The 22,215-nt window shown below is 32.0% G+C and carries 18 protein-coding genes; 12 read left to right on the top strand and 6 right to left on the bottom strand.

Annotation, left to right across the window (positions count from 1 at the left end):
- The first annotated feature begins 14 nt into the window (after positions 1-14).
- Genes M0M57_RS13030 through M0M57_RS13040 form a run of 3 tightly spaced genes read left to right on the top strand, consistent with a single transcriptional unit; the run spans position 15 to position 3,358 of the window.
- Positions 15-992 carry a GNAT family N-acetyltransferase gene (locus M0M57_RS13030; RefSeq protein WP_248433463.1) on the top strand — a complete coding sequence of 326 codons (978 nt, stop codon included), beginning with the start codon at positions 15-17 and terminating at the stop codon, positions 990-992.
- Positions 989-2,089 (top strand): DegT/DnrJ/EryC1/StrS family aminotransferase, encoded by a 1,101-nt coding sequence (locus M0M57_RS13035; protein WP_248433464.1) that lies wholly within the window; start codon positions 989-991, stop codon positions 2,087-2,089. Before M0M57_RS13030 ends, M0M57_RS13035 begins: the two co-directional genes overlap by 4 nt.
- Positions 2,090-3,358 carry an O-antigen translocase gene (locus M0M57_RS13040; protein ID WP_248433465.1) on the top strand — a complete coding sequence of 423 codons (1,269 nt, stop codon included), beginning with the start codon at positions 2,090-2,092 and terminating at the stop codon, positions 3,356-3,358. It abuts the gene before it with no gap.
- Here M0M57_RS13040 and M0M57_RS13045 read toward each other — a convergent pair.
- Positions 3,355-4,494 (bottom strand): glycosyltransferase family protein, encoded by a 1,140-nt coding sequence (locus M0M57_RS13045; protein ID WP_248433466.1) that lies wholly within the window; start codon positions 4,492-4,494, stop codon positions 3,355-3,357. The two genes, M0M57_RS13040 and M0M57_RS13045, sit on opposite strands and share 4 nt — an antisense overlap.
- Before the next feature lie 43 nt (positions 4,495-4,537).
- Here M0M57_RS13045 and M0M57_RS13050 point away from each other — a divergent pair, with 43 nt between their 5' ends.
- Genes M0M57_RS13050 through M0M57_RS13060 form a run of 3 tightly spaced genes read left to right on the top strand, consistent with a single transcriptional unit; the run spans position 4,538 to position 6,869 of the window.
- Positions 4,538-5,362: a glycosyltransferase family 2 protein gene (locus tag M0M57_RS13050; protein WP_248433467.1), complete on the top strand. Its 825-nt coding sequence runs from the start codon at positions 4,538-4,540 to the stop codon at positions 5,360-5,362.
- On the top strand, positions 5,337-5,750 hold the full coding sequence (locus M0M57_RS13055; RefSeq protein ID WP_248433468.1) for a sugar 3,4-ketoisomerase: 414 nt from the start codon (positions 5,337-5,339) through the stop codon (positions 5,748-5,750). Before M0M57_RS13050 ends, M0M57_RS13055 begins: the two co-directional genes overlap by 26 nt.
- A gap of 45 nt (positions 5,751-5,795) precedes the next feature.
- Complete coding sequence (locus M0M57_RS13060; RefSeq protein WP_248433469.1) at positions 5,796-6,869, top strand: glycosyltransferase family 4 protein; 1,074 nt, start codon at positions 5,796-5,798, stop codon at positions 6,867-6,869.
- Here the strand turns inward: M0M57_RS13060 and M0M57_RS13065 are convergent.
- Genes M0M57_RS13065 through M0M57_RS13075 form a run of 3 tightly spaced genes read right to left on the bottom strand, consistent with a single transcriptional unit; the run spans position 6,862 to position 9,422 of the window.
- Positions 6,862-7,845, bottom strand: coding sequence for a class I SAM-dependent methyltransferase (locus M0M57_RS13065; RefSeq protein WP_248433470.1), 984 nt, complete (start codon positions 7,843-7,845; stop codon positions 6,862-6,864). The two genes, M0M57_RS13060 and M0M57_RS13065, sit on opposite strands and share 8 nt — an antisense overlap.
- The gene (locus M0M57_RS13070) at positions 7,842-8,738 is read right to left on the bottom strand and encodes a glycosyltransferase family 2 protein (protein WP_248433471.1); all 897 of its coding nucleotides are present in this window, start codon (positions 8,736-8,738) and stop codon (positions 7,842-7,844) included. The genes M0M57_RS13065 and M0M57_RS13070 overlap by 4 nt, the downstream gene beginning before the upstream one ends.
- Positions 8,739-9,422, bottom strand: a complete 684-nt coding sequence (locus M0M57_RS13075; protein ID WP_248433472.1) for a cell division ATP-binding protein FtsE — start codon at positions 9,420-9,422, stop codon at positions 8,739-8,741.
- A gap of 297 nt (positions 9,423-9,719) precedes the next feature.
- On the opposite strand from M0M57_RS13075, the gene M0M57_RS13080 reads away from it, so the two are divergent.
- The 4 genes from M0M57_RS13080 (at position 9,720) to asnB (ending at position 16,877) form a co-directional block, all read left to right on the top strand.
- Entirely contained in the window at positions 9,720-12,734 is a 3,015-nt protein-coding gene (locus M0M57_RS13080; RefSeq protein WP_248433473.1) for a tetratricopeptide repeat protein, read from the top strand.
- A gap of 25 nt (positions 12,735-12,759) precedes the next feature.
- Positions 12,760-14,526: a TonB-dependent receptor gene (locus tag M0M57_RS13085; protein ID WP_248433474.1), complete on the top strand. Its 1,767-nt coding sequence runs from the start codon at positions 12,760-12,762 to the stop codon at positions 14,524-14,526.
- Between the two features lie 115 nt (positions 14,527-14,641).
- Positions 14,642-15,085 (top strand): hypothetical protein, encoded by a 444-nt coding sequence (locus M0M57_RS13090; RefSeq protein WP_248433475.1) that lies wholly within the window; start codon positions 14,642-14,644, stop codon positions 15,083-15,085.
- A 175-nt stretch (positions 15,086-15,260) separates the two neighbouring features.
- On the top strand, positions 15,261-16,877 hold the full coding sequence (gene asnB / locus M0M57_RS13095; RefSeq protein ID WP_248433476.1) for an asparagine synthase B: 1,617 nt from the start codon (positions 15,261-15,263) through the stop codon (positions 16,875-16,877).
- 272 nt (positions 16,878-17,149) lie between these two features.
- Here the strand turns inward: asnB and M0M57_RS13100 are convergent, their stop codons facing one another.
- Positions 17,150-17,644, bottom strand: coding sequence for a hypothetical protein (locus tag M0M57_RS13100; RefSeq protein ID WP_248433477.1), 495 nt, complete (start codon positions 17,642-17,644; stop codon positions 17,150-17,152).
- 122 nt (positions 17,645-17,766) lie between these two features.
- Positions 17,767-18,705, bottom strand: coding sequence for a DUF4238 domain-containing protein (locus M0M57_RS13105; protein ID WP_248433478.1), 939 nt, complete (start codon positions 18,703-18,705; stop codon positions 17,767-17,769).
- Between the two features lie 528 nt (positions 18,706-19,233).
- Here M0M57_RS13105 and gyrB point away from each other — a divergent pair.
- Both gyrB and mdh read left to right on the top strand, forming a co-directional pair.
- The gene (gyrB, locus tag M0M57_RS13110) at positions 19,234-21,174 is read left to right on the top strand and encodes a DNA topoisomerase (ATP-hydrolyzing) subunit B (protein WP_248433479.1); all 1,941 of its coding nucleotides are present in this window, start codon (positions 19,234-19,236) and stop codon (positions 21,172-21,174) included.
- A gap of 30 nt (positions 21,175-21,204) precedes the next feature.
- A complete protein-coding gene (mdh, locus tag M0M57_RS13115) occupies positions 21,205-22,140 on the top strand; it encodes a malate dehydrogenase (RefSeq protein WP_248433480.1) in 936 nt (311 codons plus the stop codon).
- Positions 22,141-22,215 lie beyond the last annotated feature (75 nt).

Below are 22,215 nucleotides of genomic sequence, written 5' to 3' on the forward strand. Positions count from 1 at the left end.
ATTAACAGAAGTTCGTGCAAAATTATACGATAAGAAAATATACTTCAGCCGATTACCAAGCATGGAATGATTTTATCAATCAAGCCAAAAACGCCACTTTTTTGTTTCATCGTGATTTTATGGAATACCATCAAGATCGATTTGAGGATTATTCATTAATTGTTGAAAATGGAATAGGTTGGGTGGCCGTTTTGCCAGCAAATAGAGTAGAAGATGAGGTTTTTTCGCACCAAGGTTTAACGTATGGCGGATTGGTCTTTAAGGATGATTTGAAGCTTGAAAAAGTAATTTTAATTTTTAAATCACTTTCAAAACAACTGTATGAGAACAGAATTAATAAATTGGTTTTAAAAGAAATACCAATGATTTATTGTGATTTTTTTTCAGATGAAATGAAATATATTTTATTTTTAGTTGAAGCCAAATTGATTAAAAGAGATACGCTTGCTGTTATTGACTTGTCAAAAGAAATACCAATAGCAAAAAACAGAATAGAAGGTGTAAACCGAGGAATAAAAAATCAATTAATCATTAAAGAAGAAAATGATTTCTCAGTTTTTTGGAATACTATTTTGATTCCTAATTTAATGAATAAACATAATGCTAAACCAGTTCATACATTAGAAGAAATACAGTTTTTAAAAAGTAAATTCCCTTCAAACATAAGACAATTCAACGTTTATAAAGAAAATGAATTAATTGGCGGAACAACAATTTTTGAAAGTAAAAATGTAGCTCATTCACAATATATTTCTGCCAACTCTTTTAAAAATGAATATGGAACATTGGATTATCTTCATCATTATTTAATTACTGAAATATTTAGAAATAAAAAATATTTTGATTTTGGAATTTCCAATGAAGAGCAAGGGAAAAAATTAAATGGCGGACTTTCGTATTGGAAGGAGAGTTTTGGAGCTACTACTTTAACGCAAGATTTTTATGAAGTTCAAACTAAAAATTATTCCAAATTAGAGGAAGTAATTATATGATAAAATTTTTCGATTTAAAAAAAGTCAATCACCGGTATGAAACAGCTTTTCAGGAAAAGTTGGAGCAATTCATGCAACGCGGTTGGTATATTTTAGGTGATGAGGGTAAGTTGTTTGAAGAAAATTTCGCAAACTATTGTAAATCAAAATATTGCATTGGAGTTGGAAATGGTTTAGATGCATTGGTTTTGATTTTTAAAGCCTACATCGAATTAGGAAAATTGCAAAAAGGTGACGAAGTTATTGTTCCCGCAAATACTTATATTGCTAGCATTTTATCGATTTTGCAAGCCGATTTAGTTCCGGTTTTGGTTGAACCCAAATTGGAAACTTATAATTTGAATCCTGATTTAATTGCCGATAAAATTACTTCAAAAACCAAAGCCATTCTAGTTGTTCATTTATACGGACAATTAGCCGAAATGGATAAAATAGATGGCATTGCAAAGCAAAACAATTTGTTAGTTATTGAAGATGCTGCACAGTCGCACGGTACGGAATTAGGAGTTAGTAGTTTGGAGTTTGGAGTTAGAAATGCAAAAGCATTTAGTTTTTATCCTTCCAAAAATTTAGGCTGTTTAGGCGATGGAGGAGCTGTTGTTACCAATGATGATGATTTGAATAGAATCATTCGAGCGATGCGAAATTATGGTTCAGAAAAAAAATATGTCAATGATTTTATCGGAATAAATTCACGTTTAGATGAATTACAAGCCGCTTTTTTGAACGTAAAATTAGCCGATTTAGATGATGATAATCAAAAGCGAAGAGAAATTGCCAGTCGATACTTAGCTGAAATTAAGAATGATAAAATTGTGTTACCTTTTTATGATGGTTCAACTAATCATGTTTTTCATTTGTTTGTAATTCGGACAGAAAATAGAAATGAATTACAGGAATATTTAAAAGAAAACGGAATCGAAACCATGATTCATTATCCAATTCCGCCACATCAACAAAAAGCGTTGAAAGAATTTAATTCGTTATCTTTCCCAATTACAGAAAAAATACATCGTGAAGTGTTGAGTTTACCGATGAGTCCGGTGTTAACTGAAGAGGAAGTGAGTTATGTTATTCAAGTTATAAATCGATATTAATTGAAATTTTTAAAAGATATAGTCGGTGCAGCTTGGTTCAAAATATCCTCATTGAACAGCTTTGCTATACTTTTAAGAATTGGATTTGGACTAGTCATTTCAAAAGTGTTGGCTATCTATGTTGGTCCGGCCGGAATGGCTCTGGTTGGGAATTTGCGTAATTTTCAAACTTCTTTAGAAAGCTTTTCGACACTTGGTTTTCAAAACGGAATTATAAAATATACAGCACAATTTAAAGAAGATAACGAGCAGTTTAAGAAATTAATATCAACAGTAGCAATTACAATTTCATTGTTCATATTACTTTTAGGAGTCGGATTGTTTATTTTTCGAGAAGCAATAACATCCTATTTGTTTAGTTCAGAAAATGAATATGAAATAATCATTAAAGCCGTAATTTTTAGTTTACCATTCTACGGTTTTTCTCTTTTTTTTACTTCTTTAATCAATGGTTTAGAAAAATACAAAAAAGTAGTTTACATCTCAATTATTGGAAACATAATTGGGTTTGTGTTTTCTTTAGTTTTAGTCTTTAATTACAATGTTTTAGGAGCTTTATTAGCTATGGTTTTAGCTCCAACAACTAATTTTTTTATAGCTTCATTTTTTATTTTTAAAGAAATCAAGTTTTTCCAATTTATTCAATTAAAATTTTTTGATAAAAGGATTCTTAAAAACTTAAGTTCTTATTCGGCAATGGCACTTTTTTCGGCGATAACCGGACCAATGATTTATATTTTCTTACGAAATCACCTTATTGATACTGCCGGTATTGATACTGCCGGATTTTGGGAATCAATGAGTAGAATTTCAAGCTATTACATGCTTTTTGTTTCCTCGTTGATGAGTATGTATTTTTTACCACAGCTTGCTGTTTCAAATGAAGTAGAGACCAAATTAATATTTCGAAATTATTTTAAAACAATTGTTCCCGTTTTTTTTGTTGGAATTGTTACTATTTACGTTTGTAAAAACTGGATCATTTCGATTTTATTTACAACTGAATTTCAACCCGTTTCCGAATTATTTTTTTGGCAATTGGTAGGCGATTTTTTTAAAGTTTGCTCCTGGATTTTAGCCTTACATTTTCTGGCAAAAAGACAAACATTTGCTTATTTTGTTACTGAAATTTTTTCGTATTCTACATTAATTTTAGTAGGCTATTTTGCTATAAATCATTTTGATGCGGAAGGAGCAGTTTTGGCTCATGCTGTGACTTATTTTATTTATTTCATTATGTTGCTGTTCTATTTTAGAAAAAGAATTTAATTCTCCCAAACCTCCAAATACTTTTCAGCAATCTTTACATAATTATGTTCCTTTTCAATAAAATCCCTCGCATTTTTTCCAATTCGGATAATTTCTTGAGGGTTTTCAATTAAAAATGATAACTCTTTTACCAATTCATTCACATCCGGCAAAGCATTGATAGCAACTCGTTCCGTTAATTTATAATAATCAACAAATTCTTGTTCAGCACCCGTGAAAACAACTTTTCCTTTTGCCATGGCTTCCAAAGCATTATAACCTTGATCGTAGGCATAAACTTGGTCTAAAATAATGTGAGCTTTGTTATACAATGAAATGTATTGTTGATAAGGAATATTTTCAGTGATGATAATTTCTACTTTATCATCATATTTTTCTTCAATTATTTTTAACGTTTCTTCAAAAAAATGAATGCCTTTTTTGATAAAACTCAATCGATTAATTCCCAGAAAAATAATCACTTTCTCATTAATTTTTAATTCAGAAAAATTTATTTTGTCTGTATTGATTGGGTTTGGAATAAAATTTACTTTGTAATTCATCTTTTCCATCGGAATTTTATAATCCAAATCAGAAACTATAATTGAATTTACATTCTCTTTCAACCAATTAAAAACTTTTTTATAATTGGATTGGACATATTTTAATGAAAAATTGTACTGATTTTTTAAAGATGAATCATTCAAATACGGACTCAAAATGGAATGTTTCATTTCGTTTTTTAACAGATATTCAATTACCGGAGTTTCATCGCCACAAACCAAAAGAGAAAATTTCTTGTTTTGTGAAAATAATTTTTTATAAAAGAATAAAGAAATGGTAGGATTGAGTTCTAAAGCATCAGAATTTATCAATTGAACATGATCAAATCCTTTTAATTTTGGTAAAATTAAATAAAATCGAATAGCTCTTTCAATTTTTTCAAAATCAAATTTAAAAAATCGTCTCAGGCCATTTCTCAATTTTCTAGTGAACCAAAAACTTGAAAAAAAAGTTGCTTTAACTGAAAGATCACTTTCAAAATTTTTAAAATCATCGCCACTGCTCACAATAATTACTTTGTGACCTAATTTTTGTAACCCTTCTTTTAGGGAATTATGCAAACGGCTGTATTCTCCAACTAAAAGTATTCGCATTAATGAAGATGAAATTTTTATATTTGTGTAAATATAAAACAAATTGACAAACCAATTTACGCAGGACGATTTGGAAATAATTATTTCAACGATGAACCAAACGTCGTTGGATTTTTTGATTCCGATGTTTCCGATGAATCATTTTTCAAAATTTTCAATTTTAGTGATTAACCAAACTAATAAAAATAGCATTTTGTCTTCTGAATTTGAATCGGTTAAGGTGGTTAATTCATTTGAAATAGGATTATCTAAAAGTCGTAATCTAGGTATAAAAAATGCATCAAAACCAATTATTATTTTAACCGATGATGATGTGGTTTTTGCAGATGATTTCGTCCAAAAAATCATCAATTCGTTTACTAATTATCCCAATCAAAACATATTTCGTTTTCAGGTTCAATCACTTGAAAAGAAGTTTTTAAGAAACTATCCAACAAATTTCATTAAAAGGTTGAATAAATTTGAGGTGTTAAACACGATGTCGGTAGAACTTGTTTTCAGAAAAAGTGTTTTTGATAAGACAACTATTTTGTATGATGAAAACTTCGGATTAGGAGCAAAATTTGCGATTGGAGAAGAAAATTCACTTTTGTTAGATTTTAAAAAAGAAAGTGTAACAATTGGTTTCATTCCGGAAGTTTTATGCTATCATGATGAAAAACATTCTTCGGCTATTTTAAGCAAACATGAAATTTATTATTATTCTGGAGCTTTTTTTTATCGTAATTTTGGCTCAACTTATAAATTTTGGATACTTTTAAAACTATTTTTTGAATTGAAACAAAGAAAAATTTTATTTTCTGTTTTATCAAAATTATACAAACAAGCAATTTTAGGAAAAAATGACTATAAAAAAATCAGTAACTAATTGTGAACTAATTTCAATTCCAAAAATTCCTGATACACGTGGAAATCTATCGGTAATAGAAAATGATTTAATTCCGTTTGAAATCAAACGAGTTTATTATTTATATGACGTACCTGCAGGAGCAGAGCGTGGCGGACACGCACACATTGAGCAAAAAGAATTTTTAATCGCTCTTAGCGGTAGTTTTGATGTGATTTTAAATGATGGACAAACAGAAAAAACGATAACTCTAAACAAGCCTTATGAAGGTTTGTTAATTACTGAAGGAATTTGGCGAGAACTCAAAAATTTTTCTTCCGGTTCTGTTTGTTTGGTTTTGGCTTCTGAGGTTTTTGAAGAAGAAGATTATATTCGAGTTTTTGAAGATTTTTTAGAGTCAAAAGTATAATGTTTTGGCTTTAAAAGGAATTGGAAATTGTTTTAATTAGTACATATGAAAATTTTATATATTTCAACAAGAATCGATGGTTCGGGAGGACTACAACGAAGTCTTTCTGTTCGACTAAATCATCTTGCTAAAATAGGATATGAAATTTACCTACTAACTACTAATTCTGAAAATCTACCTATCTATTTTCCTTTAGATAAAAGAATCATTCAAATTGATAGACAGAATGTTTCTGATTTATTTAGTTACAAAAAACTAATTCAAACTACTTATAAAGAAATAAATCCTGATCTGGTTATTGTCACTGATAACGGACTCAAAGGCTTTTTAATTCCTTTTTTAATTCCCGAAAATGCTAAAACAGTTTATGAACTTCATTCAACCAAAGACCAACTTATTACTGATAATAATAAACTTTTTGGAATTCTCGGGATTTCTAAAATTTTAATAAGTATTTCTTCAAAAAAGTTTAATGCTTTTATAGTGCTTTCCAAAAATGAAGCTCGAAAATGGAATTTAAAAAATTTGTATGTGATTCCGAATCCGATTACAATTCCAAATTCAAAACAAAGCTCTCTGCAAAATAAAAAAGTTATTTTTGTTGGAAGGCTAAAACTAGTGAAAGGAGTTGATTTTCTTATTCAAATATGGGATAAAGTAAATCAAAAACATCCTGATTGGACTTTGGAAGTTTATGGAGAAAAATTTTCTGAATTTGATATTCAGAAAACAATAAATGAAAAAGGGTTAGGTAATTCTATTTTTGTGCATGAGCCTGTTTCTGAAATAGAAGAAAAATATTCCGAGGCTTCAATTTTTTTGATGACTTCTCGAATTGAACCTTTCGGACTGGTTTTAACAGAGGCGATGAGTTGCGGACTTCCTTGTGTTTCATTTGATGCTCCAACAGGGCCTTCATCAATTATAGAAAATGAGCATAATGGATTTTTGATTTCTTGTTTTGATATTGAATTATTTTCCACCAAAGTGATAGAACTCATTGAAAATGAAAATTTACGCATTCAAATGGGAAAAAATGCAAAAAAAAGTAGCGAGAAATACAATCGAGAAAAAATTATGCAGCAATGGATTATGCTTTACAATAAAGTCATTAATTAGGTTTTTGATAAATTCCAACCAAGTAATCTGAAGGATTGTCTCTTATGAATTCATCTTCTAAATCGAATAACTTTTGCATTATTTTCTCTTTTTCAGAATCAATTTCAATAAAATTATAAGCAATATCTTTAAAAACGCCCATTAAAATATTTCCTCCAATTGGTTTTTCTTCAAGAATTGTAAAATGTTTTCTGATGGAAGGTAAAATTTGACTTGACTCTACACATTCTGAAGGATCTGCAACATACATTCGCAGCAGTCCACTTCCATAAAATTTGTTTTTATAAATAGTTGTTCCGCTTCGTTTTCTGTATTTTTTATCAATAAGCTGAATTCCTTGGTTAATCACCTTAATCTGATCTGCAGTAAATTGAAGTTTATCAGGACCAACATATTCATTTATCATTAATTTACCTTCTTTTTTCAGGCAATATTTAACTTTTTCAGACAAAAGTTTGTCAATGTCTTTAAAATGATGAAGGGAAGAATTGAAGATTACTAAATCGAAAGATTCTTTTTGAAAATCATACTTGTACAAATCTGTGCATAAAAACTCAATATTTGTTAAGTTTTTTGAATTTGCAATTTCTTCTGCTTTATTCAATAGACTTTTTGCAATATCAACGCATACTATTTTCTCAAATTCAGAATGTTTGGCTAAATCTAATTCCAACTTACACGAACCTGTTCCTAAAGATAAAATTGTTAATCCTTTTTTATCCTTAAAATATTTTTGAAAAAAATAATCTTGAAAATTTATTTCTGTATTTCCACTAACCAAAAAACACCATCTTTTATAAATGTAAGGAATAGTCCACCAATTTGAAGTTTTATCTCTTGGAGTATCAAAAGCACTTAAAGTTCTCAAGCGATCGTTAAATGTAAACTTCGACAAAATAAATGCAAAACCTCTTTGTTTTAATTTACAATATGTTTCCACAAAATCATCAATTGTAATAATACGAGCTAATTTCATGTTTTTTGTTTTGAATTTAAAGAACAAATATAACCTAAACGATATAAATCAAAATAACGTAGGTTAGGATTCTTGCTGAGTATATTCGATTTTAAAAAACCTTTTGACATATAAAATGCTATAACAACAGGTTTATCAAGATAATATTTTTTTAATTTTTTATATGCTTTTAAAAGTGGATTCAACGAGTCAATTCCTTGTTTGTCAGCTAAAAATTGCTTTCTCGAGATCACACTTTGTAACGACTTTTCAAAAAAAACTTCATTGCTTTCTAAACCAAGATGATAAATTGAATTATCAATGTGAAGAGGAGTAATTTTCTTTGAAAAAAGTTGATAGGCAAAATAAATATCCATACCATACAATTTTTCATTTTCAGTGTAATTTAATTCTAAAAATAATTCCTTTTGAATTAGCATATTACCTGAAAAAACAAATTGAAAAGGTTTTTCAGTTCTAACAGAAACAGGTTTTTCTTCTCTTTGTTTTCCGTATTTATAACGTAATATTTTTGAGGCTTCCGGAAGATTGTTTTGGTATTTATAACCACCAAATACTACAAAATTTGAATTATTTAGATAGGAAATGTATTTTTTTATGAAGGTTTCATTTTCCGGAATAACATCGGAATCTAAAAATAAAATCCAATCAAATTTTGCTTTTTTGGCTAAGATTTGTCGTGTTTTAGTGCGACCAAAATTTTCGGGATTTGCTTCGTAAAAACAATTTGTAAGTGAAGAAATTGTCTTGTTTTGAGCAATATAATTTTCAGAGGAACAATCTTCCAAAACAATAATTTCAAATTCAATATTTTCAGAAATGCATTGCTTGTGTAAAGTATTTACAAGATTTTCAACAAAATAGTTATATGTCGGAATCAGGATAGAAAGCATCTAAACCGTTCTTTGCACCACTTCAAAAATAGTACTGTCTTCACATTTCAATGTTTTGGAAGGGAATTTCATAATCAATGCATAGTCGTGCGTGCACATAATAATCGTTTTGCCGTTTTGATTGATTTTTCTGAGAACTTCCATAACCTCCACACTGGTTTGCGGATCAAGATTTCCTGTCGGTTCATCGGCTAAGATTAATTCCGGATCGTTTAATAAAGCTCTGGCAATGGCAACTCGTTGTTGTTCACCACCCGAAAGTTGATGTGGCATTTTGTGAAGCATTGATTTCATACCCACTTTTTCCATCACTTCATCAATCTTTTGCTTCATTTCTGCTTTTTCAATCCAACCGGTTGCTTTTAAGACAAATTCGAGGTTCTCAAAAATACTTCTGTCTGGCAACAACTTAAAATCCTGAAAAACAATCCCGATTTTTCGTCGCAAATACGGAATATCTTTTTCTTTCAATTTAGCTAAATCAAAATCTACAATCGAACCTTCGCCTTCTGTTAAAGGCAAATCAGCATAAAGCGTTTTCATAAAACTACTTTTCCCGGAACCGGTTTTTCCAATCACATAAATAAAATCTCCACGGTTTACTTCCAAAGAGACATTTTTTAAAATCATGTTTTGTTCCTGAAAAATATTGACGTTTTTTAAAGAAGCGATCGTATTCGACATAAATTATAATTTAAGTGGTAAAAGTACTAAGTTAACGATGGTTTTCAAAATTTTATTTTTTTAAAGAGTTTTTTTATAAGTTACTGAGTGGCTGAGATGCTGAGAAACTGAGTTTTAATTATACTTACTATGAAAAAAGAGTACATATTTCTGCGTTTCGGCTCCCCTCTCCTTTGGAGAGGGGTCGGGGGTGTGGATTAACAATTGTTTAAAACCTTGTTCATAATAAACACAACCATTACCTCGTTACTACACAAAGCAAACCCTAAATTTGTAAATTAAACAAAACTGAATCCCATGCAAAAGAAAAATTGGTTTATTTTCCTATTTTGGATAGCGGTAAATTTCACCGCTTTAGCCCAAAAAACAGAAATTTATACTCATGATTTAAAAGAGTATAATCGTGCCATTGAACTATACAAAGAAAAACAGTATCAATCGGCTCAAATTATTTTCAAAAAAGTAAGTGAAGAAAAGATAAGCGATGAAGTGCAAGCCGATTGTGCCTACTACATCGCCAATTGTGCCATTCGCCTTAATCAATCGAATGCCGATTTGTTAATGGAAAAATTCGTAGCGGATTATCCAACAAGTTCCAAACACAATCAAGCCTATATTGAAGTAGCTCATTATTATTTTGATGAAGGAAAATTTCCACAAGCGTTGCAATGGTTTGAAAAAGTAGATGAAAGCAATTTAACAGCAGGTGAACGTGAACGATTTAATTTCCAAAAAGGATATGCCAACTTCACAGGAGGAAAGAAAAAAGAAGCGACCAGTTATTTCAATAAAGTTGTCAATTCTAAAGAATACGGCTCGCAAGCAAAATATTATTTAGGGTACATGTCGTATGAAAAAGACGATTACAAAGTAGCCAACGAATATTTTGAGCAAGTAGAAGGCGAGCAGAAGTACAAAGAAAAAATGTCGTACTATCAAGCAGACATGAACTTTAAACTCGGAAATTTTCAAAAAGCAATCGATTTAGGAATTGCTGCGATGGCAAAAAGTGATGCCATGGAAAAATCAGAGTTAAACAAAATTATTGGTGAAAGTTATTTCAACTTAAAACAATATGACAAAGCCATTCCGTATTTGAAAGAGTATAAAGGTAAAAAAGGAAAATGGAGCAATACTGATTATTATCTTTTCGGATATTCCTACTACAAACAAGGTGATTATGAAAATGCGATTAATCAATTCAATAAAATTATCAACGGAAATGATGGTGTTGCTCAAAATGCGTACTATCATTTAGGTGAAAGTTATTTAAAAACAGATAAAAAGCAACAAGCCTTAAATGCGTTTAAAAATGCATCAGAAATGGAATTTGATTTAAAAATTCAAGAAGATGCTTTTTTAAATTATGCTAAATTGAGTTATGAAATAGGAAATTCATACCAAACGATTCCGGGTGTTTTGTCTGCTTTTTTAGAAAAATATCCTAATAATCCAAACAAATTAGAAGTTGAAAATTTGTTGATTAATTCATTCATTACTTCAAAGAATTATAAAGGTGCATTAGAATTAATCGAAAAAAATAAAAATTTCTCAAACAAAGCAGCTTATCAAAAAGTTACTTTTTATAGAGGATTAGAATTATATACTGATGGCGATTTTACTGAAGCCATGAAAATGTTTAAAAAATCAATTGCAGAACCAAGAGATGCAAAATTCACCGCTCGTGCCACTTTCTGGAAAGGTGAAACCGAATATGTGTTGGATAATTTTGCCGATGCAATGATAACTTTCAAACAATTTACTGGTTTTGCCGAAGCTAAATCAACTCCGGAATACAAAAACATCAATTACAACATTGGTTACACGCATTTTAAGTTGAAAGAATACGAACAAGCCGCAACCTATTTTCAAAATCATATTGATGCCGTAAAAGACGATAAAGTTCGTTTGAACGACAGTTATTTGCGAATGGGAGATAGTCATTTCGTATCCGCTAAATATTGGCCGGCAATGGAAGCGTACAACAAAGCCATTGAGCTAAAAGGTGTTGATGCCGATTATGCTGCATATCAAAAAGCATTGAGCTACGGTTTCGTAAACCGAAATGACAAGAAAATTGAAGATTTGAATTTGTTCCTAAAAAGTTATCCAAAATCACAATACCGTGATGATGTTTTGTTTGAATTAGGTAATACTTATACCAACAATAACAAATCTGATTTGGCTTTAAAAACCTACGATCAGTTGGTTAATGAATATAAAAACGGTTCATTTGCTGCGAAAGCTATTTTGCGTCAGGGATTGATTTATTACAACGATAATAAACCGCAATTGGCCATTACAAAACTGAAAAAAGTAGCTGCAGAATATCCTCGAACTCCGGAATCATTGGAAGCAGTAAACACAGCTCGTCAAATTTATGTGGATACCGGAAATGTAAATGAATATGCCGATTGGGTAAAAACATTGGATTATGTAGAAGTTTCCGATGCCGATTTAGACAATACTTCGTATGAATCTGCCGAAAAACAATATTTGCAAAACAACCCAAAAGGTGCAATTACCGGATTTAGCAATTATGTAACTCGTTTTCCAAACGGAATTCATTCGCTGAAAGCTAATTTCTATTTGGCTCAATTGTATTTTGCAGATGGTTTAGAAAACAACGCTATTCCGCACTATGAATTTGTGGCTTCTAAACCAAGAAGTGAATTTACCGAACAAAGTTTAGCTCGTTTAACCGAAATTCATTTGAAGAAAAAAGATTATGTAAAAGCTATTCCAGCCTTAAAACGTTTGGAAACTGAAGCCGATTTCCCTCAAAATATCACTTTTGCACAATCTAATTTGATGAAATCGTATTATGAACAGAAGGATTATACTAATGCAGTTTTGTATGCTGATAAAGTTTTGGCTAATCAAAAAGTAGATGATAGAATCAAAAGTGATGCTCAAATGATTGTTGCTCGTTCTGCCATCAAAACCAATGATGAAGTAAAAGCAAAAGCAGCTTATGCAAAATTACAAGCCATTGCAAAAGGTGAATTGGCCGCCGAGGCATTATATTACGATGCCTATTTTAAAAATAAAGAAGGAAAATTTGAACCATCAAATGATGTGATCCAAAAATTGACAAAAGACTATTCGGGTTACAAATATTTTAGTGCAAAAGGATTGGTATTGATGGCGAAGAATTTCTATTCTTTGAAAGATAGTTTCCAAGCAACTTACATTTTAGAAAGTGTGATTAAAAATTTCACTGATTATGCAGATGTTGTGGAAGAAGCTCAAAAAGAATTAGACGCTATTAAAGCAGAAGAATCAAAACGTAATTCATCCATTCAAAACTAAATTGAGACCACAAAAAATAAACAGTATGAAGATTTCAAATCGATATAAATTAACAATTGTAGGTTTACTTTTAATAAGCCAAATCGGATTTGCTCAAAAGAAAGACGAGAACATCGGAACCGAAGTTGTGAATGTAGTAAAGCCCTATTCAGCAACTATTTCAGATGCGTTTAAAGTGAAAGAAACACCATCCTTAGACGATGATGATAACTCTAAAAAAGAAACAATTCAATACAACATTTTTTCTTTTCCGGTAGCTTCTACATTCACACCGGCCAAAGGAAAAGCAGCGGGTGTAGATAAACCTAAAAAAGAGAAATTGTTCAGCAATTATGCCACGTTAGGTTTTGGTAATTATGGCAGAATTATTGGTGAATTATTCGTGACAGAACAATTGAGTAGAAGTGATTATGTGGGTGGAATGTTACGTCACCACTCTTCCCAAGGTGGAATTGAAGAGGCGATTTTAGATGATAAATTCTATAACACGTCACTTGATGTAACGTATGGAAGTCAGCAACGCAATTTCAATTGGAATGCCGATTTGGGCTATCAACACCAAGTTTATAATTGGTACGGAATTGACCAAACGTATTACAACAGAGACGAAGCTTTTTATGTAGCAATCGATCCATCGCACACGTATCATAACTTTTATTTAGGTGGAAAAATTGGTTTTGAAGACAGTTTTTTCAACGGAGCCAGTTTGAAATACAATCGTTTTTGGGATAATTACGGTTCGGCCGAAAATCGTTTTTTGGTAAAGCCTTCGTTTGAATTTGATATCATGGATGCTGCCGTTAAAACCAATGTAATCGTAGATTATGTTTCAGGAAGTTTTGAACGCAATTATTTTGATTTGAATGAAATTAAATACGGCTTCACTAATTTCGGATTAAATCCTTCCATTTCGCTAACGCAAGATGATTGGGCTTTTGATGTAGGAGTTTCACTTTTTTATAGTGCCGATTTAGAACATAGCGAAAGCAAGTTTTTTATCTACCCAAACATCACGGCTTCCTATAAATTAGTAGGCGATTTGATGATTTTTTATGCCGGAGCCGATGGAAATTTACAGCAAAATTCGTATCGTGAGTTCACCAACGAAAATCCGTTTTTATCACCAACGTTATATGTAGCTCCAACTAGCAAACCGTATGATGTTTTTGCAGGTTTAAAAGGCAAATTAGCCGGAAATGTGAGTTATAATGTGCGTGGTTCCTACATGCAAGAAAACGATAAAGCTTTGTTTAGAAACAATGTGTTTCCGTTGGCTGTAGATCCTGCTTTACCAAATAATGTTGAGTCTTATGCTTTTGGAAATTCATTTGATGTAGTGTATGATGACGTAAAAACATTCAGCTTTTTCGGAGAATTAAAAGCTGATTTGTCTAAAAATATTTCAGCCGGAATCAATGGAACTTTCAGAAGTCTTTCTGCAAAAGATGAAGCTGAAGTTTGGAATTTACCGTCCATCACTTTTGGTGCCAATGTAGATGCCAACATTACCGAAAAATGGTATGCGGGATTGAATTTGTTTTTTGTTGGCGAGAGAAAAGACCAAGTTATTGCACCGGATATTTTGAATGATCCTGCTTTTTATGCTTTTACAACCAAAACCTTAGACAGTTATTTTGATGTGAATGCTAACGTGGGATATAAATACAACGAACGGTTGACCTTGTTTTTAAGAGGAAACAATCTATTCAATCAGTCGTATGAAAGATGGATGAATTTCCCAGCTCAGCAAATTCAAGTGGTGTTAGGAGCGAATTATAAATTTGATTTTTAAGTTTATTTAACCGCAAAGTTCGCAAAGATTTCACAAAGTCCGCAAAGTTTAAAATGAACCTTGCGGACTTTTTCAAACTCAGCCACTCAGAATCTCAGTAACTCAGCAACTCTCAATGAAACAAAAAATCATCCATTACTATTCTAATTTCATCCAAACCAAAATCGATTCACTTCGACAAATGATAACTGATTTAACCGAAGATGCAAAAAACGATGCCAAAGGTTCAGCGGGAGATAAACACGAAACGGCTCTGTCGATGATGCATTTGGAACAAGAAAAATTGAATCAGAAATTAAAAGAATTCTTAGATGCCAAATCTATTTTTGATTCCATTGATTTTGAAAAATTCAACACAAAAGTTTCAATTGGAAGTTTGGTTTTAGCCAACGATATTTATTTTCTAATTTCGGTTAGTTTGCCAAAAGTCGAAATAGAAGGGAAGACCATTTTTGCTGTTTCTCCTCAAGCTCTGTTAGCTCAAATGTTGATGGGGAGTGTTTCAGGAGATGAAATTTCGGTCAACAATGTATCATACAAAATCCAATCTATCTTATAAAATTTAAAGATTGTAATTGAAAACATCAAAATCTGATTTTTTAAGTTTCATTTTTATTGTAAAATAATATTTTTAGTTTAAAATCATAACCAAAATAGTTCTTTGTGTTTAAATAAATAAACATATTATTGATTTTTGCTTCATAATTAAAGTATAATAAGAAAAGCAAAATAATATGTGTGGAATTTTAGCCATTATAGGAAAAGGAAAAGACGAATCATTAGTTCAGGAATTATCTAAAAGAATGTCGCATCGCGGTCCGGACGAAAGTGATATACACATCACCGAAAATGGTCATTTTTTAGCTCACGAACGTTTGTCCATCGTTGATTTGCATACCGGAAAACAACCTATTCAAGGAACTTCATCTGCTTGGATGATTCACAATGGCGAAATTTACAATCACCAAAAATTAAGAGACGGAATTTTAAAAGACCACAAATTCAGAACTACATCCGATTCGGAAGTCATTGTGCATTTGTATGAAAAATTCGGTTACGATTTTTGTGATATGTTGGACGGAATGTTTGCTTTCGTAGTAATTGATGGAGACGATTATATTGCAGGTCGCGATCCACTCGGAATAAAACCACTTTATTACGGTTTGGATGAAAGAGGAAGAATGTATTTTGCTTCCGAAATGAAAGCGATTGCCGATCAATGCAAAACGTTTTCCACTTTTCCTCCGGGACATTATTATACGCAAGAAACCGGTTTTGTCAAATATTATCAACCGAAATGGGAAGATGAGACGTTGGCGGTTGAAGAATTGGATTTAAAAGCTATCCGTGAAACGTTATCAGAAAGTGTTCGTAAGCGTTTGATGAGCGATGTGCCAATTGGTGTTTTACTTTCCGGCGGATTAGATTCCTCGTTAACGTCTTCCATCGCTTCTCGCTATATGAAAGAAATGGGTAAAACCCTTCATTCATTTTCTATTGGATTAGATGCCGAAGCTCCAGATGCCAAAGCAGCCAGAAAAGTAGCCGAGTTTTTAGGAACACAACACCACGAAATTCATTTTACCATAGAGCAAGGAATCGAGATTTTAGATAAATTAATTTGGCATTTGGAAACGTATGATGTCACCTCGGTTCGAGCCAGTACGCCCATGTACTTTTTGTCAAAAGCAATTACCGATATGGGAATCAAAGTGGTGCTTTCAGGAGAAGGAGCCGATGAAATTTTTGGAGGTTATTTATATTTTAGAAACGCTCCAAGCGTAGAAGATTTCCAGAAAGAAACAATTGAGCGTGTGCAAAAGCTATTTACAGCCGATTTACTGCGTGCAGACAAATCGACGATGGCTCACGGACTTGAAGCGAGAGTTCCGTTTTTAGACAAAGCTTTTTTGGAGTTGGCGATTAAAGTGAAACCGGAAGAAAAAATGCCGTCAACGTATGAAGGAATTGAAAAATATATTCTTCGTAAAGCATTTGACACACCGGAACAACCGTATTTACCGGAAGAAGTTTTATGGCGTCAAAAAGAGCAATTTTCAGATGGAGTAGGGTATAACTGGATTGACACATTAATTGATTATTGTTCCAGTCAAGTTACAGAGGAAGAATTTGAAAGAGCGGCAGAATTATATCCGTACAACACACCAGTTACAAAAGAAGCGTTCTTTTACAGAAGAATTTTTCACAAACATTTTCCGCAAGTGGCAGCTGCTCAAACGGTGCGAAAATGGATTCCGAAATGGCAAGAAAACCAAGATCCAAGTGGAAGAGCCAATGCGGCTCACGTAAAAGCAGATACCTCAATTGCTAAAATGGATTTACCGGTATAACAATATTTATGATTGAAGTTTAGTTTGTTTGTTAAAGGCGTTCTCGTTGTGGGGAACGCTTTTTTTATTGTATTTTTTCTGCTATTTTATGATTTTGCGGTTTTCTGTGTCATTTCGACGATAGGAGAAATCACATATCGTTTAGCAAGTTACGCTAGGCAAATATTGGGTTATTTATTTTATGTGATTTCTCGTGCCTCGAAATGACACAATTGGGAGACTTTCTATTTATAGAAATATGTAATTTTTATTAAGTTATGTTTCTTATATTCTTATTGCTTGTATTTCATTAGCTTACTCCAATCTTCTCGATTATATGCACACTGTAATGTTTTTAATAAAAATGCAGATTCTTCATCGTTTAATTCAACCTGATAAAAATTTTCTTTATTTGTACCAACTCTAATTAATGATATTTCTTCTGTAGTAAATAGTTTTTTGTTTTTTTGAGATATTTTAAAAGCACTTTGCCCTTTGCAATTAAAATTATATGAAGTATTATACCACTTGACTTTTTCTCCATTTTTGAAACAAATAATTATTTCACTCTCATAATCTACACATTTATCTTTTACTATAAAATCTAAAATATATAGACTCTTATTGTGAGGGAAACACCACACTGTTATTGATAAATCGTTAATAACTATTTTTTCAGATTTAATTGTTGTTGTTTCAGATACATCATCATTCGTTACAATCATTTCATTGCACTGACTTTGACAATAATTGGAAATTAACAATGCAATTATTAATAGTTTTTTCATAATTTTAATTTAATGATTTCTTCATTCTAAAATTATAATTTTCAAGTGAGAAAATTATTGTGTTTTATTTTTCAGCTAATATATTAAATACACAATATATTGATACTTTATCCTTAACATTTTTAAAATTGAAAGCGATTTTTATAATACTCTAATTGATTTTCTGATACTGAAAATACAAATTCATCTGAGTTTTTAAACACAAATTCATTTAATTCATTAACTTTAGATTCGTCTATTTTAATACATTCATACTTTTTATATTTTTCTATTTTACTAATCATTATAGCTATTTTTGGATTTATAGGGTAAAATAATTCAAATAATAATGGAAAACCAAATTGATCTTTATTATCCTTTGAGAGATTTAATAAAGGTTGATCAGAAGTTATAAAAGCTACGTCGGTTAAATTTTCATAAAGAACATATCTCGTCTTTTTATCGTTCAAAAAATGAGAAGTTATTATTTGTGAGAATAATAGAGATATAAGATTAATGTATTTTGGGATAACGTTATTAAAATTCATTATGTTTTTTTCAATTAAATTCTTATGTTTTTTCGTTCTCAAATATTGTATGCATAAATACATCATAGTTTTAAATTCTTCATCTTCATTGTCTAAATAAGCTAAATCATTTAAAGATTTTACTTGCATTATCTTGCTGCCTAAGTTTTCAATTATCGAATGGAAATCTTCCAACGCATTAGTTTTTAACGAAAGTAATAATTCGTCAATTTTAAATTTATTTTCACTAGCTATTTTATCGTTATCAAATAATCTCTTTGATTTTGAGTAAGAAGTATAAAGTTCAAATAATACCATATTTGTTTTTAACATACTTTCATTACTGAAATTTTTCACCAAGAGTTCAAGATTATCTTCTTCTTCAATTGTGAAATCTTCTAGAGAATAGAAATATCTTTGTTGCACAACTCCAGTCAAGTTCGAGATAATTGTTTTATCTGTGCTTTTTATGTAAGTATGAATTTGGTCTTTAGAATTACACCAAGATCTTAAGTATTCTTTCCATACATAATGTTGTTTTTTTTTGTTTTCCATATAATATTTTGTCAGTTCAAATCTATTTCATATGAAATTAAATAAATCATTATTTATTACAAAAGTTTAAATTCAATAGGAGATATGTAATTTTTAATAAATTGTTTTCATCAAATATACCAAATCCCCAACAATTTGACTCTTCCTCATTCAAAATTTCAAAACAAACCACAAATTCTTTCCCTAGCACTCACCCGCGTGAAGGATTGAAGTGAAAAGCCCGCAGGACAAAGGTTGAGTTTTTGCGGGTTGTGCCGGCGACAAAAGAAGCCGAGCACAATCCGACAAAAACCAACCTTTGGACGAGGACTTGCAACGAAAAGCCTGACCCGTAGCTTGTCGGAGGGGCACGCCCAAATCAACATTTTTCTTGGAAATTTCAGAGAAAAAATCTTCAAAAAACAGTAAAAATAAATCAACAATTTGTTAATAACTTATCTTCTTTGTGATGGAGTTAACATAGAAAATCCCTCACAATTCCGTATATTTGCGTGTTTGACAAAAAATACATTTTAGCATTAAATTTATATGAGCGAAGAAATCAAAAAGAATAGTTATTCAGCAGATAGTATTCAGGCATTAGAGGGAATGGAGCACGTGAGAATGCGTCCTTCCATGTACATTGGCGATACAGGTGTGAGAGGTTTGCACCACTTGGTTTATGAGGTTGTGGATAACTCGATTGATGAGGCGTTGGCCGGACATTGTGATACCATAACGGTTTTTATAAACGAAGATAATTCCATTTCGGTTGAAGATAACGGACGTGGAATTCCGGTTGATATTCATAAAAAAGAAGGCGTTTCGGCTCTTGAGGTGGTTATGACCAAAATTGGAGCAGGAGGTAAGTTTGATAAAGATTCGTATAAAGTTTCCGGAGGTCTTCACGGGGTTGGGGTTTCGTGTGTGAACGCACTTTCTGACCATTTGAGAGCGACCGTTTTTAGAGATGGTAAAATATACGAACAAGAGTATGAACGTGGAAAAGCGATGTATCCTGTGAAGCAAATTGGTGAAACGACCAAACGCGGAACAATGGTTACATTTAAACCCGATACAACCATTTTTACACAAACGATCGAGTTTTCCTATGATACGTTAGCCGCTCGTATGCGTGAACTTTCCTTTTTGAATAAAGGAATCACGATTACAATGTGTGATAAAAGACATTTGGATGACAAAGGCGAATTAGTAACTGAGACTTTCCATTCGAAAGAAGGATTGAAAGAATTCGTTAAGTTTTTAGATGGAAACCGTGAACCAATCATTTCGCACGTGATTAGCATGGATAATGAAAAAGGCGAAATTCCGGTGGAAGTGGCGTTGGTTTATAATACAAGTTATTCGGAGAATATTTTTTCGTATGTAAACAATATCAACACGCACGAAGGTGGAACGCACTTGCAAGGTTTCCGTATGGGATTAACCCGTACATTAAAGAAATATGCCGATAGTTCAGGTTTATTAGATAAATTAAAATTTGAAATTTCAGGAGACGATTTCCGTGAAGGATTAACTGCTATTATTTCGGTAAAAGTACAAGAACCACAATTTGAAGGACAAACCAAAACCAAACTTGGAAACCGTGAGGTTGTTTCTCCGGTAAGTCAGTCGGTTGCGGAAATGTTGGAGAATTATTTAGAAGAGAATCCGAATGATGCAAAAATTATTGTTCAAAAGGTAATTTTGGCAGCACAAGCTCGTCACGCAGCGAAAAAAGCTCGTGAGATGGTGCAACGCAAAACTGTTTTAGGTGGCGGTGGATTGCCTGGTAAACTTTCAGATTGTTCTGAACAAGATCCAGAAAAATGTGAGATTTTCTTAGTCGAGGGAGATTCGGCTGGTGGAACGGCAAAACAAGGTCGTGACAGAGCATTTCAAGCGATTTTACCGCTTCGTGGTAAGATTTTGAATGTGGAGAAAGCGATGCATCACAAAGTGTTTGAAAACGAAGAGATTAGAAATATTTTCACGGCGTTGGGTGTAACCATCGGAACAGCTGAAGATTCTAAAGCTTTAAACTTAGAAAAATTACGATACCATAAAGTAGTTATTATGTGTGATGCCGACGTGGATGGTAGTCACATTTCTACGTTGATTCTAACGTTCTTCTTCCGTTTTATGAAGGAGTTGATTGAAGGCGGTCACGTTTATATTGCTACGCCACCTTTATATTTAGTGAAAAAAGGAAATAAAAAAGAATATGCTTGGAATGATGATCAACGTGATTTGATTAATCAACGTTTAGGAGGTTCTGCTGCAATTCAACGTTATAAAGGTTTAGGAGAGATGAATGCGGAACAACTTTGGGAAACAACATTGAATCCGGATTTCAGAACGCTACGTCAAGTTACTATTGATAGTTTAGCGGAAGCAGATCGTGTTTTCTCGATGTTGATGGGAGACGAAGTTCCGCCAAGAAGAGAGTTTATTGAGAAAAATGCAGTTTACGCAAAAATTGACGCATAAATTATTATATAAATATAAAAAATCAATAAAATGAAAGTTACCATTGTAGGAGCAGGAAACGTGGGTGCAACATGTGCCGATGCAATTGCTTACAGAAGAATTGCCAGCGAAATTGTATTGTTAGATATCCGTGAAGGTTTTGCCGAAGGGAAAGCATTAGATATCATGCAAACACAAACCACGTTAGGTTTTAATACAAAAGTATCAGGAAGCACAAACGATTATTCAAAAACGTCCGGAAGTGATGTGGTTGTCATTACATCAGGAATTCCAAGAAAACCGGGAATGACTCGTGAAGAGCTAATCGGAATTAATGCAGGAATTGTAAAATCAGTAGCGGAAAGTTTGTTGCAACATTCACCAAATGCAATCGTAGTTGTGGTTTCAAACCCAATGGATACGATGACGTATTTAACGTTGAAAGCAACCGGTTTACCAAAAAACAGAATCATCGGAATGGGTGGTGCGTTAGATAGTTCACGTTTCAAAACGTATTTGTCACAAGCATTAGACAAACCTGCCAATGATATTCACGGAATGGTAATTGGTGGTCACGGCGATACTACGATGATTCCATTGACTCGTTTAGCAGCTTACAATGGTGTTCCGGTTTCTGAATTTTTATCAGCAGAAAAATTAGATAAAGTAGCAGCTGATACAATGGTTGGAGGTGCAACTTTAACAGCATTGTTAGGTACTTCAGCTTGGTATGCTCCGGGAGCTTCGGTAGCTTATTTAGTAGATAGTATTTTGAACGACCAAAAGAAAATGATTCCTTGTTCAGTATTTTTAGAAGGTGAATATGGTCAAAGCGATATTTGTATAGGTGTGCCTTGTATTATCGGTAAAAACGGAATTGAGAAAATAGTTGATATTGACTTAAACGAAGAAGAAAAAGCAAAATTTGCCAAAAGTGCTGATGCAGTTAGAGCAATGAATGCTGATTTGAAATCGGTTTTAGCATAACATTTTTCATATAATATAGAAGAGACTGCAATTTTGCAGTCTTTTTTTTGAGATTAATCGATAAATAAATTGGTT

Source organism: Flavobacterium azooxidireducens, from assembly GCF_023195775.1.
Classification (GTDB): Bacteria; Bacteroidota; Bacteroidia; order Flavobacteriales; family Flavobacteriaceae; genus Flavobacterium; species Flavobacterium azooxidireducens.

Coding starts and splice junctions, on each gene's coding strand:
- M0M57_RS13035 (WP_248433464.1), top strand. CDS start 989: ATGATAAAATTTTTCGATTTAAAAAAAGTCAATCACCGGTATGAAACA.
- M0M57_RS13045 (WP_248433466.1), bottom strand. CDS start 4,494: ATGCGAATACTTTTAGTTGGAGAATACAGCCGTTTGCATAATTCCCTA.
- M0M57_RS13055 (WP_248433468.1), top strand. CDS start 5,337: ATGACTATAAAAAAATCAGTAACTAATTGTGAACTAATTTCAATTCCA.
- M0M57_RS13060 (WP_248433469.1), top strand. CDS start 5,796: ATGAAAATTTTATATATTTCAACAAGAATCGATGGTTCGGGAGGACTA.
- M0M57_RS13065 (WP_248433470.1), bottom strand. CDS start 7,845: ATGAAATTAGCTCGTATTATTACAATTGATGATTTTGTGGAAACATAT.
- M0M57_RS13070 (WP_248433471.1), bottom strand. CDS start 8,738: ATGCTTTCTATCCTGATTCCGACATATAACTATTTTGTTGAAAATCTT.
- M0M57_RS13075 (WP_248433472.1), bottom strand. CDS start 9,422: ATGTCGAATACGATCGCTTCTTTAAAAAACGTCAATATTTTTCAGGAA.
- M0M57_RS13080 (WP_248433473.1), top strand. CDS start 9,720: ATGCAAAAGAAAAATTGGTTTATTTTCCTATTTTGGATAGCGGTAAAT.
- M0M57_RS13085 (WP_248433474.1), top strand. CDS start 12,760: ATGAAGATTTCAAATCGATATAAATTAACAATTGTAGGTTTACTTTTA.
- M0M57_RS13090 (WP_248433475.1), top strand. CDS start 14,642: ATGAAACAAAAAATCATCCATTACTATTCTAATTTCATCCAAACCAAA.
- asnB (WP_248433476.1), top strand. CDS start 15,261: ATGTGTGGAATTTTAGCCATTATAGGAAAAGGAAAAGACGAATCATTA.
- M0M57_RS13100 (WP_248433477.1), bottom strand. CDS start 17,644: ATGAAAAAACTATTAATAATTGCATTGTTAATTTCCAATTATTGTCAA.
- M0M57_RS13105 (WP_248433478.1), bottom strand. CDS start 18,705: ATGGAAAACAAAAAAAAACAACATTATGTATGGAAAGAATACTTAAGA.
- gyrB (WP_248433479.1), top strand. CDS start 19,234: ATGAGCGAAGAAATCAAAAAGAATAGTTATTCAGCAGATAGTATTCAG.
- mdh (WP_248433480.1), top strand. CDS start 21,205: ATGAAAGTTACCATTGTAGGAGCAGGAAACGTGGGTGCAACATGTGCC.